Annotated in this window: 15 protein-coding genes; 14 read left to right on the forward strand and 1 reads right to left on the reverse strand. The window is 49.8% G+C overall.

The features are described from left to right. The first annotated feature begins 100 nt into the window (after nucleotides 1-100). The 14 genes from PMI05_RS28645 to PMI05_RS28715 all read left to right on the forward strand — a co-directional run bounded on the left by PMI05_RS28645 (nucleotide 101) and on the right by PMI05_RS28715 (nucleotide 14717). Nucleotides 101-757, forward strand: a complete 657-nt coding sequence (locus PMI05_RS28645; protein ID WP_007729582.1) for a TetR/AcrR family transcriptional regulator — start codon at nucleotides 101-103, stop codon at nucleotides 755-757. A gap of 13 nt (nucleotides 758-770) precedes the next feature. Next, nucleotides 771-1715 (forward strand): phosphotransferase family protein, encoded by a 945-nt coding sequence (locus PMI05_RS28650; RefSeq protein WP_007729587.1) that lies wholly within the window; start codon nucleotides 771-773, stop codon nucleotides 1713-1715. Nucleotides 1716-1880: 165 nt separating this feature from the next. Further along, nucleotides 1881-3629, forward strand: coding sequence for an ABC transporter substrate-binding protein (locus PMI05_RS28655; RefSeq protein WP_007729590.1), 1749 nt, complete (start codon nucleotides 1881-1883; stop codon nucleotides 3627-3629). Between the two features lie 86 nt (nucleotides 3630-3715). Beyond that, nucleotides 3716-4672, forward strand: a complete 957-nt coding sequence (locus PMI05_RS28660) for an ABC transporter permease (RefSeq protein ID WP_007729598.1) — start codon at nucleotides 3716-3718, stop codon at nucleotides 4670-4672. Nucleotides 4673-4683: 11 nt separating this feature from the next. Then, nucleotides 4684-5610: an oligopeptide ABC transporter permease gene (gene opp4C, locus PMI05_RS28665; RefSeq protein WP_007729607.1), complete on the forward strand. Its 927-nt coding sequence runs from the start codon at nucleotides 4684-4686 to the stop codon at nucleotides 5608-5610. Nucleotides 5611-5918: 308 nt separating this feature from the next. Continuing rightward, the gene (locus PMI05_RS28675; protein ID WP_007729608.1) at nucleotides 5919-6905 is read left to right on the forward strand and encodes an ABC transporter ATP-binding protein; all 987 of its coding nucleotides are present in this window, start codon (nucleotides 5919-5921) and stop codon (nucleotides 6903-6905) included. After that, a complete protein-coding gene (locus PMI05_RS28680; protein ID WP_007729611.1) occupies nucleotides 6895-7860 on the forward strand; it encodes an ABC transporter ATP-binding protein in 966 nt (321 codons plus the stop codon). The genes PMI05_RS28675 and PMI05_RS28680 overlap by 11 nt, the downstream gene beginning before the upstream one ends. Nucleotides 7861-8194: 334 nt before the next feature. Next, nucleotides 8195-8389: a YezD family protein gene (locus tag PMI05_RS28685; protein ID WP_007729614.1), complete on the forward strand. Its 195-nt coding sequence runs from the start codon at nucleotides 8195-8197 to the stop codon at nucleotides 8387-8389. Nucleotides 8390-8425: 36 nt separating this feature from the next. Then, on the forward strand, nucleotides 8426-8707 hold the full coding sequence (locus PMI05_RS28690; RefSeq protein WP_007729617.1) for a DUF2325 domain-containing protein: 282 nt from the start codon (nucleotides 8426-8428) through the stop codon (nucleotides 8705-8707). A 223-nt stretch (nucleotides 8708-8930) separates the two neighbouring features. Then, entirely contained in the window at nucleotides 8931-10574 is a 1644-nt protein-coding gene (locus PMI05_RS28695) for a peptide ABC transporter substrate-binding protein (protein ID WP_007729619.1), read from the forward strand. Nucleotides 10575-10645: 71 nt separating this feature from the next. Further along, nucleotides 10646-11536: a serine hydrolase gene (locus PMI05_RS28700; protein ID WP_007729622.1), complete on the forward strand. Its 891-nt coding sequence runs from the start codon at nucleotides 10646-10648 to the stop codon at nucleotides 11534-11536. 5 nt (nucleotides 11537-11541) lie between these two features. After that, a complete protein-coding gene (locus PMI05_RS28705; protein WP_007729625.1) occupies nucleotides 11542-12972 on the forward strand; it encodes a serine hydrolase in 1431 nt (476 codons plus the stop codon). A gap of 137 nt (nucleotides 12973-13109) precedes the next feature. Beyond that, nucleotides 13110-13829 (forward strand): 3'-5' exonuclease, encoded by a 720-nt coding sequence (locus PMI05_RS28710; RefSeq protein WP_007729628.1) that lies wholly within the window; start codon nucleotides 13110-13112, stop codon nucleotides 13827-13829. A 24-nt stretch (nucleotides 13830-13853) separates the two neighbouring features. Beyond that, a complete protein-coding gene (locus PMI05_RS28715; protein WP_007729629.1) occupies nucleotides 13854-14717 on the forward strand; it encodes a GNAT family N-acetyltransferase in 864 nt (287 codons plus the stop codon). Between the two features lie 64 nt (nucleotides 14718-14781). On the opposite strand, the gene PMI05_RS28720 is transcribed toward PMI05_RS28715, so the two are convergent. Then, nucleotides 14782-15750 carry an MraY family glycosyltransferase gene (locus tag PMI05_RS28720; protein ID WP_007729630.1) on the reverse strand — a complete coding sequence of 323 codons (969 nt, stop codon included), beginning with the start codon at nucleotides 15748-15750 and terminating at the stop codon, nucleotides 14782-14784. Nucleotides 15751-15924 lie beyond the last annotated feature (174 nt).

The raw sequence follows: 15924 nt of genomic DNA on the forward strand, positions 1-15924 counted from the left end.
TGGTGGAATATGGATGATGAAGTCTTCGAGGAAAGTATAACTCCACTTTGACCACCTGGTCAATGTGCGTTATGATGGGAAAAAGAAGAACGGAGAGAAGGTGACGGACATAAAAGTAATCTGGCAAGACGAAACGCTGGAGCCGAACAAGCGAAAGCTGTTGGATGCGGCCCTTATTGAATTTTCCGCGAAAGGCTATGAACGAGGCTCCACCAATCAAATCGTTCAGAACGCAGGCGTATCAAAGGGGATGCTGTTCCACTTTTTCGGGAATAAAAAGGGACTGTTTCTGGCGATTGTCGATGCGTGTATCGAGCGTTTTTTTGCCTATATACAGGCGCGAATGGAAGCGGCGCCGCAAGACTTTTTTACACGATTTCTTCATGTCAACCAAGCGAAAATGGCCCTCTTTGCCGAGGAACCAGCTATTTATCAAATGGCAGTTGCGACCTTTTTCGATTATCCTGAGGAATGTCGTGCTGAGATCGAAGATAGAGAGGCCCAGTTCAATGCCCGATATCTTCCCTTGTTTCTGGATCAAGTCGATACGTCATTGATCAAAGCGCAGTTCGATCCACAGAAGGCGCTGCATTTTTTGCTGTCTGCTGTAGAGGCATTGACGCAAAAGTACGTCCGCGAAAACTACGATGCCAGCGATAAAGGCTTTGCACATGTCCAATCCTTTTTTGCGGAATTAGAATCGTACATGGATATGATGAAGGTAGGGCTGTACAAACAATCAGACAGTGGAGCATAAAGGGGAAAAAATAATGGATGAGAAATGGACGCGCCTGGTACATAACATGAATCCGTCAGCCAAGCTCCTTCGTGTATGGGAGCTAAAGGGAGGGATCTCTGCACAGGTCACCGCGCTAGAAATGGAGAGCCCTGACGGCACGCAGAAAAAAGCAGTCGTCCGCGAGCACGGTCAGGCTGACCTCAAGAAAAATCCGCAGATCGCATCAGATGAATTCAAACTTTTGCAAATACTGAGGTCCGCTGGCTTGCCGACTCCAACGCCCTATCATCTCGAAGCATCCAGCGATATGTTTCCCACACCGTGCCTTGTCAGCGAATTCATAGAAGGACAGACAGTCACCGCGCCAGCAGACTTGTCTAGCTTTCTGCAACAAGGAGCTGAGGTGCTGACTCGCATCCATTCGGTAGACGCTTCTAGACTGGCGGACACTTATTTGCCGAAACAAGAAGAAGCGATAACAGAGAAGCTCCACAAAAGACCTGCGACTCTGGACAAATCATTGGATGAGGGACTCATTCGCGAAGTGCTGGAGTCCGTTTGGCCGCTGCCCCAAGCGAATACAGTATCCCTTTTGCATGGCGATTTCTGGCCGGGAAATACGATGTGGAAGGAAGAAAAACTGGCTGCTGTCATCGATTGGGAGGACGCTGCGATCGGCGACCCCTTATCTGATCTCGGCAATGCCAGACTGGAGATTTTGTGGGCATTTGGAGTGGAGGCCATGAATGATTTTACCCTTTACTACCAATCTGCCAGCAAGACACTCGATTACACTCAGCTTCCGTACTGGGATTTGTGTGCCGCACTGCGGCCAGCTTCGAACCTCTCAGATTGGGGATTGGAAAAAAGGATTGAGAAAACCATGCGCGAGCGGCATTCTCTATTCGTGATGCAGGCGTGTGAAAAACTAGGCATTCCGTATAAAAGACATGCCACTTATGAGAGCCTCGAATAATCGGGGCTTTTTTTGTTTGGAAAAAACTGTTGACCGATCCGGTGGCGATACCTATAATCTAATTCATAGTAAACAAATAGGAATTATAAGTTATTATCTTTTGATCCGACCGGACCACCGGAGGAGCTGGTTTTACTGAGTGAGTGGATATGAAGGAGGATCACCATGAAAAAAAGGCTTTCGCAAATCATTTCAACTTTGCTACTAGGGACGCTACTGGTCACAGGTTGCAGCTCCGAAGGCAGTGCGCCGGCTACCTCGACACAAACAGCGACTCCGTCGACAGAAGCATCAGCACCCGCTGCCAGCAAGGTGCAAGACATAAAAGACGGCATTAATTTAGCTACGGATTTATCGAAGCTGCCGGAAGCAGCAGTCAAAAGGACTGATACATTCATTGCGGGACTGACGGAGCCAGGCGGCGTATTTAACCCGTTTTTTTACCACAACGGCTATGATGGCAACGTCTCCTCAGCGATCTTCGAATCACTGGTGGATGTCGATGCGACAGGAAAGCCAGTACCCAAGCTCGCAGAAAAATGGGACGTATCTCCTGACCAGCTCACGTATACGTTCCATCTGAGACCGAATCTGAAATTCAGTGATGGTTCACCGCTGACGGCAGAGGATGTAGCCTTTACACTGACGATTCTGCATGACAAAACGTACGACGGTGAAACCGACATTTTCATAGCAAGTATCAAGGGTGGTCGTGAATACAAGGAAGGCAAAGCGAACACGATCGAAGGAATCAAGGTAATTGATCCACAGACGATCCAGATCACGACGGAGAAAGTGAACGCCAAATCTCTCGTTCTGTTAGGCGGGCAGGTGCTCTCCAAGGCGTACTACGGCAAGGAGTACAAACCAGGCAATCTGGAGTATCTCCGCACCTTGCACGGCAAGCCATTGGGAGCTGGACCTTACAAATTCGAGGCGTACATTCCTGGACAAGAAGTCCGCTATCTGGCAAACGAACACTATTATGCGGGCAAGCCGCAAGTCGAGCACTTTATCTACAAGACGACCGAGGGCGACGCTTTGCAGTTTATCCAGACAGGGGAAATGGATTACAACTCCTTTACCGTCAACTCGGATAACATTGAGCAGCTGCAAGAGCTGGGATACGTGAATATCAATCTGTACACATCCAGTGCCTATTCGTACATCAAGTTCAATCATTCCAAGCCATTTTTCAAAGACAAGCGCGTCCGCCAAGCCTTCATCTACGGACTGGATCGCCAAAAGATTTTGGACTTGACCTACCAAGGATACGCACAAGTCGCCAATGTACCGATCAGTCCTGTTTCGTGGGCCTATACGGAGGATGTCAATCCGTACGCCTACAATCTGGAAAAGGCGAAGCAGCTCTTGGATGAAGCGGGCTGGAAGCCGGGCGCGGATGGTATCCGTGAAAAAGACGGGCAGAAGCTAGTCGTGCATTACTACACGACAAAAGGAAAGCTGGGAGAGGTCCTGATCCCGATTGCCAAAGAAAACTACAAAGAGCTGGGCATCCAGTTTGAAGCGGAAATGATGGACTACAACGCCGTTTTGGCACGGACGGAAAAGGGCGATCACGACCTCGCATCGTTCTCGACCACGATGCTGATCGATCCAGATGACGGTGTAGACGCCTTCTCGACGAAAAAGGGCAAGAGCGGATTTACCGGAACGAATGGCTACTCCAATGCCAAAGTAGACGAATTACTGGAAGCAGGTTTATCTACGCTGGACATCGAGAAGCGCAAAGCGATCTACAAAGACCTGTACAAAGAGCTGAGCGATGACCCACCATACATCTTCCTCGGCTACCGCAAAATTTTGTCTGCGCACAACGGCAAGATCAAAGGCTTGGAACCGAATCCGTTCACGGGCATTTCGACCAGCCTGCCTGGTATCAAAATTGAGTAACAAGCTCGAGTAACTGACTCACGAATGTTGTGCCCGGCCCTGGGGCTGGGCTTTCTTTTTTTCCCAAGCATGAAAGGAGGCCAACGATGACGTCCTACTTCCTGAAAAGGGTCTTTTACATGGCATTGACGCTCTTCGGCGCATCCATTTTGATTTTTTTCCTGTATGCCCTAACGCCCGGTGATTTCGTCGATACGAGTCCCAAGCTGACAGCCGAACGAAAGCTGGAGCTAAAAGCGATGTACGGGCTGGATAAGCCTGTCGTCGAACGGTATTTCATCTGGATGAAAAACGCCCTCCAAGGCGATTTTGGTTATTCCCTGCAGTACCAGCAGCCGGTGATGTCGCTGCTGAACGATTACATCTGGAATTCGTTTTTGCTGGCGATTACCTCCACCTTTTTTACGTGGCTGATCGCGATCTCAATCGGAGTTCTGTCTGCTGCAAGGCAACATTCCTGGTTCGATGCGCTCGTGACGATCGGTGTTTTTGCTGCGATGTCGCTGCCTGTCTTTTTCGTTGGACTACTGTTTATCAAGTTGTTTGCCGTTGATGCCAAGCTGTTTCCCGCAGGGGGAATGATGACGATCGGCAGCAAGGAAACAGGTCTCGCCTATGCGTGGGACGTGGTTCAACACATGTTTTTGCCAGTGATGGTGCTGACTTTGCTGAGCGTGGGGACGCTGACTCGCTATTTCCGCACGAACATGCTAGAGGTCATTCAACAAGACTTCGTGCGCACGGCCCGGGCAAAAGGACTGAAGGAAAAAGTCGTCCTGCACAAGCACGCGCTGCGGAATGCGCTCCTGCCCGCCATTACACTGCTAGGTTTTGAGCTGCCAGCTCTGTTTGGTGGGGCGATCATCACGGAAAAAATCTTTAACTGGCCCGGTGTCGGACAGTTGTACATGCAGGCGTTTTCTGTACGGGACTACCCGCTCTTGATGGGCTTTACGATGTTCCTGGCGATTCTCACCGTCATCGGAAACTTATCTGCTGATTTGCTATACAGAGTGGCTGACCCGCGGGTCCGGTTGAAATAGGAGGGAAAACGATGGCATCAACGGTAAGTGAAGTAGCGGAGGTGACGAGAACGGAGCAGGTAGCGTTGCGTTCTTCCTTGTGGCACGAGGCGTTTTTGCGACTGAAAAAGAAGCGTCTGGCCATGATTGGACTTGTGTTTTTACTCGTCATGGCAGTGGCATGTTTCATCGGTCCGTTTTTTTCTCCGTATGCATCCGGCAAGATTAATACGGCTATGATCAACAAGCCGCCAAGCTTCTCCCATTGGCTCGGGACGGACAGTTTAGGCAGAGACATTTTGACGCGGTTGATGCAGGCTGGCCGAATCTCGCTGACAGTCGGCATCGCTTCCATGGTGCTCTCCGTTTCGATTGGCGCCCTTCTCGGGGCACTGGCTGGCTTTTACCGTGGGTGGGTCGATCAAGTGATCATGCGGGTAGCAGACGTACTCATGACCATTCCTGGTCTACCGCTCTTGTTTATTATGGGCGCAGTCCTCTCCGAGTGGAAAATCCCGACCGACTACCGCATTTACATCGTCATGGTCATGCTGAGCCTGATCGGCTGGCCCGGTTTGGCGCGAATGGTCCGCAGCCAGATGCTCACCCTGCGTGAAAGTGAATTCATGCAAGCAGCAGAAGTACTCGGTCTGCGCGACAGTCGCAAGCTATTCTTTCATTTGCTGCCCAATCTGACACCGCTCTTGATTGTAGTTGCCACCTTGAACGTCGGCGGTGCGATCCTGAGCGAATCCGTATTATCTTACTTCGGCCTCGGTGTCGTTCCGCCAACGCCGACATGGGGCAATATGATGGATGCAGCGAACACCTTGATCGATTTTCAGAAAAGACCGTGGCTGTGGGTTCCTCCTGGGATTGCTATTTTCGCTACTGTCATCTCGATTAATTTGTTAGGGGATGGACTGAGGGATGCTTTAGACCCGAAGCAGCAGCGTTGATGCATGTTCTTGAGTGATTCATAACTTCTTGAACCTTCTTTCAAGAAAAAACTGAAGTTGCGCAGGGAGAAGTGATTTCCAGTCCAAGCGCCTCTGGAGCCCATCCCAGCTTTGAAAAAAATGGCGGGGAATTTCAGCTTCACTTATGAAATACTTCCTCGAAACTTCGACGTTTGAAGCGCTCCCGACATTTTTTTCAAAGTGGACAGTGATACCCCTTGCGGGGCGTAGGCCGAAGCGTAGACTGGAAATCACTTCTCCCCTCCACTACAGCTCCTCCTATACACAAAAAGGCAGGTGAGACAAGCATGAATGCTTTAGTCGAAATCCAAAATTTAAGCACCTACTTCAAGTCCGAACAAGGCGTGGTCAAAGCAGTCGATGCCCTCGATCTGCGCGTCCATGAGGGAGAGACAGTATGCATCGTAGGCGAGTCGGGCTGCGGCAAAAGCGCGGCAGCCATGTCATTGATGGGACTAATCCCAGAGGCGGTAGGCAGTATCGTTTCGGGTGAGATATGGTTTGCAGGCCGTGATCTGCGAAAAGTCAGCAAAGAAGAAATGCGAAAGCTCCGCGGCAATGAGCTGGCAATGATTTTTCAGGAGCCGATGTCGTCACTCAATCCCGTACTGACCATCGGTGAGCAGATCATGGAGCCGATCGTGGAGCATCAAGGTCTAAGCAAAAAAGTAGCCCAAGCGCGAGCCGTTGAGCTAATCGAGCTTGTCGGAATCCCGCGGGCAAAAGAAATCGCCAAATCGTACCCCCATGAATTGAGCGGGGGCATGCTGCAACGTATTATGATTGCCATCGCAATATCCTGCAGTCCTCGCCTGCTGATCGCCGATGAGCCGACGACTGCTTTGGATGTGACCATTCAGGCGCAAATTCTCGATCTGCTGCGCAAAATCAAGGAGGAAGCCCAAACTGCGATTCTTTTTATCACGCATGATCTGGGTGTTGTTGCGGAAATGGCCGATCATGTGGTCGTGATGTACGCAGGGAAAGTGGTAGAGGTGTCTCCTGTCGTTGAGCTGTTCGAGGAGCCGAAGCATCCGTATACACAAGGCTTGCTTCGCTCCAAGCCTGTGTTGAATCAACGCAGAGCCAAGCTGTATTCCATCCCTGGTCAAGTACCGAATCCGACGACACTCGGGGAATCCTGCTATTTTCTTGACCGCTGCGATCAGTGCCTGGACATTTGCCGGGTGAAGCAACCGCCTTTGCGCGATGGGGGAGACGGCAGAAAGGTCGCGTGCTGGCTGTATGAGGAGGAGATCGCCAGTGGACAATAACTTGCTGGAAGTGCGCCGATTGAAAAAATACTACCCGATTACTGGAGGGCTTTTAGGCAGAACGATCGGCCATGTAAAAGCGGTGGATGACGTCAGCTTTTCCATCCAAAAAGGAGAAACGTTCGGGCTGGTTGGTGAATCCGGCAGCGGAAAAAGCACGACAGGTCGCACCATCCTGCGCCTTTTGGAAAAGACAGAGGGAGAAGTCCGTTTCCAGGGTATCGATGTGCACGCCTTGAATCGCCAAGAGCTCCGTGCTTTGCGCCCGCGGATGCAATATATTTTTCAAGACCCGTACAGCTCGCTGAATCCGCGCGTCCGAATCGGAGAAGCACTGGGGGAAGCGCTGCTTGATCATGGGCTGCTCCCACAAGCGGAGGTCAGAGAAAGAGTCTTAGAGGTCATGGCATTATGTGGATTGGCGCCGTATCATGTCGAGCGGTATCCGCATGAGTTCTCGGGCGGTCAGCGTCAACGGATCGGTATCGCACGGGCCATTATGATGAACCCTGATTTTATCGTCGCGGATGAGCCAGTATCTGCTCTGGATGTGTCGATCCAAGCCCAAATCATCAATTTGTTTGCAGAGTTGCAGGAGCAAAGGAAGCTGACGTACTTATTTATTTCGCATGATTTGAGCGTTGTGGAGCATCTGTGCACGAGGATAGGCGTCATGTATTTGGGGTCATTGCTGGAGCTGGCACCTCGGGATGAGTTATTTTTGGAGCCGCTTCATCCGTACACCAAAGCATTGCTATCCTCTGTACCGCTGCCGATCCCGAAGAAAAAGCGCGAACGCATCGTCTTGCAGGGAGACATGCCAAGTCCAGCGAATCCTCCTGCAGGGTGCAAATTCCACACGCGCTGTCCGTTTGTGAAGGACATTTGCCGACAGGAAGTACCTGCTTTTCGCGAAGTTAGCACCGACAGATTTGTCGCCTGTCACTTGGTGTAACGGGAATCAATGGGGGAATGAAGAACTGCACGGGGCATTGACCGATAGCAGAATTATATGGTAATATTTTCATATCACAGTAAACGTATCGGTTTTTAAATGATTAGCTGATCGGTCGACCGAAAGCTCCCGCGAGGACAAAGACAACCAAGCTGTCTAGTTGCGCAGGGGGCTTTCGTCAATCGAAGGAAAATGAGGTGAGAAAAGCCTCTTGCTGCCCAAACTGTTTGATATTGACGGTTATGGGGATCAAGGGGTATTATCAGAACAAAAATCAAAGTAAATAGGTAGGATTAATATGTATTGATTTTGACGAAACAGGAGGGGGCTTCCCATGGCAAAAAATGAGATTTCCCTAGACGATCTCTTATTAGAGAAAATCGCGCGCGCACTGAATGGTCTGGAATACGGCTCCATACATATTGTGGTTCACGATTCACAGGTCGTTCAGATTGAACGAACGGAGAAATACAGACTCCCTGCGGAAAAGCCTGAGACAAAGATTTCGCAAGCGCGCACCGGAAAATAGAAGAAAAGGCGTGGAAAAAAGAGAGGAGGAAGGACTATGGCAGGCGTTCTTGTGGTAGGAGGAGATCGGGTAGCAGAAATCGAGAGCTTGTTGCAGAACAAAGGGTTCCAGAATGTCTATCACGTATCTGGCCGCAAAAAATCCGATGTGAAGGCGACGATTCCTTCTGATACGGAGCTTGTTCTTGTCTTTATTAACTTCGTGAGTCACAGCTTGAGTAAAAATATAAAGAAGCTGGCGAAGCAAAAGCACGTCCCGATCGTATTTTGCCGACGGTCATGTGATGCGGTAGCCATGTATGAACCAGCAATAAGCTAGAGAGGACAGTCCAAATATGCGCTGATGAATAGAAGTATTCAAGGATGAATACTTCTTTTTTGCGTGACAGAGACTACTGGTAGAAACTTGTCGGACCAACACGGGTAAAAGTATTCAGCCCTGAATAAAATCAACAAAAGAACAACGGAAAACACGAATGGCACAAAATTTGCAGAATATTTATGCAATAATCGGTTATCCGACTCAAACAAGGGGGTACAGCATGAAAAGACCAGTTGTCATGACAAGTCTCTTCGTTTTGCTTACGGGATTATTTGCAGGCTGTAGCAGCGGCAATATGCCGACTCAAACCGCACCAGACAACCAGCAGCAACCAGCGCCAGCACAGCAGGCAACTGTGCAGCCTGCGACAGAGCAGATGTTGCGCATGAATGCCGCGGAGCCTGAAACACTTGATTCAGGCATGTCAAATGATGTGATTTCCGGTGCGTTCATCCGTTCGCTGTACGACGGGCTCGTTCGATTGGACAAGGATGGCAAGCCAGTCAATTCCGTTGCATCTGACATTCAAGTATCGGAGGACAAAAAGGTGTACACCTTTACTTTACGCGACAGCAAGTGGAGCAATGGCGACCCGGTTACGGCTCAAGATTTCGCCTTCGGCTGGATGCGCGTGCTCAATCCGAAGACAGCCAGCGGCTCCGCCTACAAGTACTATCCGATCAAAAATGCCCGCGCCTTTTTCGAAGGGAAGGCGAAAGCGGAGGATGTCGGCATCAAAGTCGTCAATGACAAGACACTGCAAGTCACCTTGGAAAACCCTACCCCTTACTTCCTGACACTTGCGACCTTCTACTATCCAGTCAACCAAAAGGTGGTAGAAGCCAATCCTGATTGGGCGAAAAAGCCCGAGTCCATCGTGACCAATGGGCCGTTCAAGCTGGTGAATTGGGAGCATAAAAACAAAATTGAGCTGGCCAAAAACGAGCACTATTGGGACAAAGATGTCGTGAAGTTTAACGAAATCGAGTTTTCCATGATTGAAGATACCAATACCGAGCTGGAGCTGTTCAACAGTGGCGAGCTGGACTGGGCTGGCGGCCCGATTAGTGGTCTGCCTGCGGATGCCATTGGACCGTTGCGCGATGAAGGCAAGCTGCAAACCATGCAACGTGCCACCAACTACTATCTCTTGTTCCAGACAGAGAAGCCGCCATTTACGAATAGCAAAATCCGCAAAGCGTTTGCCTACGCGATCAACCGCAGTGACATCGCAGAAAATATTGGTCAGGCCGGACAGACTCCCTTGATGGGCTTCGTCCCACTTTCCGCTTCGCTGAAGCCGGAAGGATATTTCAAGGATAACGATGTGGAGACGGCGAAACAGTTATTGGCAGAAGGAATGAAGGAGACGGGCATCACTAAGCTGCCCGAAATCACCTATCTTTACAATACCTCCGACCTCAACAAGAAGATTGCCGAAGCATTGCAGGCTCAATGGAAACAATCTCTCGGTGTGGACGTCAAGCTGATCAACAAAGAGTTGAAGGTCATGTTTGACGATCAGGAGCAAGGGAAGTACATGATTTCCCGAACAGGCTGGACGGGAGATTACAACGACTCCGTCAACTTCCTGGAGCTGATGATGGAGAAGTACAGCTCCAATAACTCTACCTTCTGGTTTAGCGAGAAGTACGTAGAGCTGGTGAAAAAGGCGTACGCCGAGCCAGATGAGACCAAACGTAATCAGTATCTGGTCGAAGCGGAGAGCATCTTGATGGAAGAAATGCCGGTTACAGGTGTGTACTCCAGCGTCAATTCATGGGTACAAAATGAAAAGGTAAAAGGCATCACCGTCGATCCTTTGGGCTACATCGACTTCAAGTGGGGATACAAAGAACAATAGCGCTGAAAAGAAATGGCCGACATAAAAATCCATGTGTGGGCCGTTTCGCGAGTAATGGGGGAGGAATTTTCATGACATGGCAACAAGCAGTAGAAAACGTGCTGAAGGAAGCGCCCGGTATTTTTGGAATCGCAGCTGTGCATCTGGAAACAGGAGAGACAGCAGGGCATCTGGATGAAGAGTTATTTCAACTGGCGAGTGCATTCAAAATTCCGATCATGGTCACCTTGATGCGCGAGGTGGAAGCAGGACGCATTCGCCTCGATCAGCGTGTGACACTAAAATGGGAGGATCGCGTACCGGGGTCAGGCATTTTGCAAGAGCTGGATGCCGGAGCGGCCTTAACAGTCAAAGACTTGGCGACACTGATGACGATTGTCAGCGATAACTATGCGACGGACCAAATCATCGAGCTGATCGGCGGCATAGACAAGGTGAATGAGCACATGCATGAGCTGGGTCTTTCGCAGATTCATTTGCGGCATAATTGCTGGGAGCTCCTCAACCACTGTGTGGGTATGAACGAGTCTACACCTTCGGAAGCAGGGTTCGATGAGTTCATGCGACGGGAAGAGTCAGGCAATTACGAATTGATCCACGATGTATCGATGCCTACCCGTGATAATAACGTAGCGACACCAGCCGAGCTAAACCGCCTGCTTATCATGATTGCGCGAAAAGAAATTCTCACGGAAGCCTCCTGTGAGCTGATGCTGGACATCATGCGACGTCAGCATTACAACAGTCGTCTGCCGTACTTGTTGCCAGAAGGAACAAAGGTCGCGCATAAGACAGGGACCGTCAATGCAGTCGTCAATGACGCTGGCATCATTTATTTGCCCGAAGGAAAAGGAATGATAGCGATCACGGCACTATCACGCGATGTTATTGACAAAGAAGCCGCAGAGCTAACTATCGCCCGTGTTGCAAAAGCGATTTATGAGCAAGCGATGGGGAGTTGATGAAAATGACGGCATGGAAGGAACAGTTCGAGGCGTATGCACAGCAGCTGTTGGACGAGGCAAAGGCTCCGGGCGCCGCTATTGCTGTTGCACGTGATGGTGAGCTTTTGTACGAGGGGACGTTCGGTTTTCGTGACAGAGAAAAGCAACTGCCACTTTCCCGAGACACCGTTTTTGGCATCGCATCCATCACCAAATCGTTTACTTGCGTCGCAATTATGCAGCTGCAGGAGGCAGGCAAGTTGTCTGTCCACGATCCGGTCGTGAAATATTTGCCTGAATTTCGGGCTGGCGACCACGAGCTGACTGCACGCATGACGATTCATCACTTCATGACACATACGCCTGGAATAGCGCCCATGCCTTACTTGGACGGCGCAATGAGGCGGAGTATGGAGAATGATCCTGCTGTCATTGGCACTAAGGCCGAGGAAGAACTGAAGACAGTGCCTTATCTGGATACGTACGAAGAAGTCATGAAAGCCATTGCTGGATTCGAAGGGAAACCGCTCTCAGAGCCAGGGGGTGCCTTTAGCTACAACAACGATGCGTATGGGCTTTTGGGGGCGATCATTGAACGGGTCAGCAACCAGACGTATGAAAACTACGTAGCGACGCATATTTTGCAGCCACTGGGTATGGACAGAACCGTTTTCTCCGTGGATGATTTGGCTGACAAGGATGATGTCACGATTTTGTATACCAACAAAAAAATCGAGGACGAAAACCAAATCATTGCAGCACCCATCTGGCACGATGCCCCGGCGATGCGAGCAGCCGGTTTCCTCAAATCGACTGTGAGTGATCTACTCGCCTATTTGGAAGTCTTTCGTTTGGGGGCAACGAGAAACCCGACATCGATTCTGTCTGCCGACAGCGTTCGGGAGATGCTCACTCCCTTTGCTCGTGTGGACGGACACCGTTCCTACGGCTATGGTCTGATGGTCTCTCCTGCCTTTCCAGATCCAGATGGCTTACTGGTAGAGCATGGCGGATCGCTGAAGGGAATCAGCTCGCACATTTTTTCGGTTCCGAATCAAGGGATTACGGGCGTGATTCTGGTCAATCTCGATGGAGTGAGTGTCCGAGAGTTGGTCCTCGGCTTTTTGAACAGTTATTTTGCAAGGCCGGCTGGAGCACCGGTCTATGCCTATGAACCATACGAGGTCAAAGATGAGCAGTTGTCATTGTACGAGGGTCGCTACTCTTCGCAGGAATGGGTAAGTGCATCGATAGCCAAAAGTGAAGGCAAGCTATTCCTTGCGGTGGATGGTCTCTCGTATCCACTGATACCAGTACAAAAAGACAGCTTCGTTTTTCAAAAAAGAGATTCCATCCCTTGGATTGAGTTTTTCCGGGATGAAGACGGGCAAATCGTGAGGATGAGCTACGGATTACGTCAGTTGACGAGGGAATCCACAAAATCATCAAGCTAAATAGATAAACAAGGATAGGAATCCGTTGGGTTCTTATCCTTTTTCGTTTCAATCAGGCAGCCGCTTTTGTCTTTGTTTTGCTTTCTATGCCCAATCCAAGCCATAATAGAGACAATACATACAGGATGTGATTACGCTTGCAGATCATTGTTTTTGACCTTGAAACGACACTGACTTATCAGAAAGACAAGATCCCGGAAATTATTGAGATCGGGGCAGCAAAAGTCGTACCCGGAAAAAATGGCGTGGAGGTTGACACATTTCAGCGCTACACCTTTCCAGCCATTGAGCGCAGAATCACAGAGAGAACGCGCAAATTCATCGGTCTCGATAAAGAGAACATGCCAACCTTTATCCCGTTTCGCCGGGCATTCGCAGAATTTATGGAGTGGATCGGCACCGATTCTGAATACTTCCTGTGCACATGGGGGCAAGACGACAAGCGGCTGATGATCGAGCATTGTGCGCGGTTTGGCTTGGACTTCAACTGGATGCGCAATTACAACGACATTCAGCCGCCAATTAGCATGCTTTTGGCTGATCGCAAACAGATGAGTCTGAAAGAAGCGATCGACACGGCAGGAATTATCCAGGAGGGCAGGCTACACTCCGCCTTGGTCGATGCCATCCACACAGCTCATTTGCTCATCAAATACAACAAAACGGTACACTTGAAAGAAAACACGCCAGAAGAGAACTACAATTTGTCGAGCTCGTTGTACATTACGTGCCGATCCTGCAAAAAAAGCAAATACTACACGGCTTTCGGGCGAAAAAGCAGAAGATGCGAGGCTTGCTTGCAACATCGCAAGAAGTTGGAAAAAGCAGCAGAAGCAGCAACCGTCCAACAGAGCTAACGGGAGGAACGGAGGAGTGCGTAGATGATACGACAAGCACAATCTACTGACAAAGAGACGATCGTGACGATGATCGGCGAAGGCATGCTTTGGAGGACCGAAGAGATTGTTGATATCGTGGAAAAAGCTACGGTTTACATCTGGGAGGAAGATGATCAAATCATCGGCTGTGGCACATATGATTTGGACTCCTCCGGCGAAGACGGGACAGCAGAAATATACGTCTATACAAGACCAGACCATCGAAAGCGAGGAGTCGGCTCCCGGCTGTTCGATAAGCTTTGGCTGGAACTGCAACAGCACGAGGAGAAGCCGAGGGCAGTCATGGCTACCTATCGGGTAGACCACGGGCAGGGTGCTGATTTCTTTGCCAAGAGAGGTTTCGCTTCTATCTGGGGACATCATCTGATGAAATACACAGGAGTGATCGGACCTACGCCGACACTCGACGTACGAAAATTCACCGAGTCCGATATGGATACGTACATCCAATCGCAGAGTGACGCTTACTATGAGGTGCGCAAAGGCATCGATCTTCAGCCATACCGTTTGGCGGACTATCCTGAGAAAACGATGAACGCATGGAAAAACTGGCTGCTGGGTGAGATGAGAGAGGACATTTATTTGTTCGAGCATGAGGGAGTATTCGTAGGGTCCTTGATCATCACAGGACACGGCGAGGTTTACGATGTGTTCGTTGATCCCGTGCATCAAGGCAAGGGCTATGGCAAAGAGCTTGTCCGTTTTTTTGTGAACCAGACGCTGGAAAAGGGCTTGAAGCCCTATCTCGTCACAGGTACCCACAACGAGCCTGCGATTGCATTGTACGAACGGACAGGCTTCCAGACGTTTCAGACGACCACGACAGCGAAGAGAGACTTTGCGTAGTCCGCTCATAAAAAAATACCGCAGGGATTAGACCCGAGCGGCATTTTTCATTGTGACCGATAACCTATACTCCGAGCAGGAGCAGGATAATGGATGTCAGACTAAAGCAAACACTGATCAAGCACAGGAAGGTGACGACCTGCTTTGGATTGAGTCCAGAACGCAGCAGGCGATAATGAACCTGGCTGGCATCTGCTTGGTAGATCGGCTTTCCTTGGAGGAAGCGTTTGGTCACCACAAACAGATTATCAAAAATCGGCACACCGAGTGCTAAAATCGGAATGAACAAGGAGAGAACAGTGGCCTGCTTAAAGGCACCATCCAACGCGATGACCGCCAAGATAAAGCCGAGGAAGGTCGCACCTGCATCTCCCATGAAAATTTTGGCGGGAGGCTTGTTGTACCGCAGATAAGCCAAGGCAACACCAACCAGACTGATCGCCATAATCGCAGATGTGCTTTGTCCTTTTACCAAAGCGACTACGAAGAGCGTGCCTGCCGAGATTGCAGAAAGCCCTCCAGCCAATCCATCCATGCCATCCGAAAAATTGATGACCGTCGTTACTCCGAAAATCCACAGGATGGTCAGGATGAATTGCAACCATTCCGGGAGTAATATGTATTCGCCACTCAAAGGATTGTAAAAGCCGGAAAAAGTAATACCCGACAAGTAGACAATCACGGCGGCCGATACTTGGACGATCAGCTTGGGCAGGGCGGAAAAATCCTTGCCTTGCGTCTTGTACCAGTCATCAATGGTACCGATAATTAGCAGCAGTAGTGAGCCTGACAGAACAGCGATCGTTTGCCCGGTCGATTCTTTCGAGAAGAGCAAAAACGATGCAGCAAAGCCGACAAAAATGGCGTAGCTAGCTGTCAATGGGATAGGCTCCCGGTGAATTTTTCTTTCCACGTCTTTACGTGGCTTGTCCACAAAATCAAGGCGAAATGCCAATTTAGCCAGAGGCGGAATCAGCACCATAACGATACAAAACGACAGTAAAAACGAAAGAGCGTACGTTATCGTGACCATCTCCTACAGGTAGTAAGCTTTCTATTGCAAAGATACTCGCATACCGTGTTGTTTGACAAGTCTATTATAGGAAGGATTCCAAATTTTGTCGACTCTTGTAATCACGTGAGGGTGAGGTACCAAAAAAAGTTGGTACTTATCTCCAACAGAACGGATCCCTATAATCCTTCGTAG

This window comes from Brevibacillus sp. BC25, assembly GCF_000282075.1.
Classification (GTDB): Bacteria; Bacillota; Bacilli; order Brevibacillales; family Brevibacillaceae; genus Brevibacillus.

Excerpts from the sequence above, each read along its gene's own strand:
- PMI05_RS28705 (WP_007729625.1), top strand. The coding sequence starts at position 11,542 with ATGACGGCATGGAAGGAACAGTTCGAGGCGTATGCACAGCAGCTGTTG.
- PMI05_RS28660 (WP_007729598.1), top strand. The coding sequence starts at position 3,716 with ATGACGTCCTACTTCCTGAAAAGGGTCTTTTACATGGCATTGACGCTC.
- opp4C (WP_007729607.1), top strand. The coding sequence starts at position 4,684 with ATGGCATCAACGGTAAGTGAAGTAGCGGAGGTGACGAGAACGGAGCAG.
- PMI05_RS28650 (WP_007729587.1), top strand. The coding sequence starts at position 771 with ATGGATGAGAAATGGACGCGCCTGGTACATAACATGAATCCGTCAGCC.
- PMI05_RS28700 (WP_007729622.1), top strand. The coding sequence starts at position 10,646 with ATGACATGGCAACAAGCAGTAGAAAACGTGCTGAAGGAAGCGCCCGGT.
- PMI05_RS28720 (WP_007729630.1), bottom strand. The coding sequence starts at position 15,750 with ATGGTCACGATAACGTACGCTCTTTCGTTTTTACTGTCGTTTTGTATC.
- PMI05_RS28690 (WP_007729617.1), top strand. The coding sequence starts at position 8,426 with ATGGCAGGCGTTCTTGTGGTAGGAGGAGATCGGGTAGCAGAAATCGAG.
- PMI05_RS28695 (WP_007729619.1), top strand. The coding sequence starts at position 8,931 with ATGAAAAGACCAGTTGTCATGACAAGTCTCTTCGTTTTGCTTACGGGA.
- PMI05_RS28685 (WP_007729614.1), top strand. The coding sequence starts at position 8,195 with ATGGCAAAAAATGAGATTTCCCTAGACGATCTCTTATTAGAGAAAATC.
- PMI05_RS28675 (WP_007729608.1), top strand. The coding sequence starts at position 5,919 with ATGAATGCTTTAGTCGAAATCCAAAATTTAAGCACCTACTTCAAGTCC.
- PMI05_RS28655 (WP_007729590.1), top strand. The coding sequence starts at position 1,881 with ATGAAAAAAAGGCTTTCGCAAATCATTTCAACTTTGCTACTAGGGACG.
- PMI05_RS28715 (WP_007729629.1), top strand. The coding sequence starts at position 13,854 with ATGATACGACAAGCACAATCTACTGACAAAGAGACGATCGTGACGATG.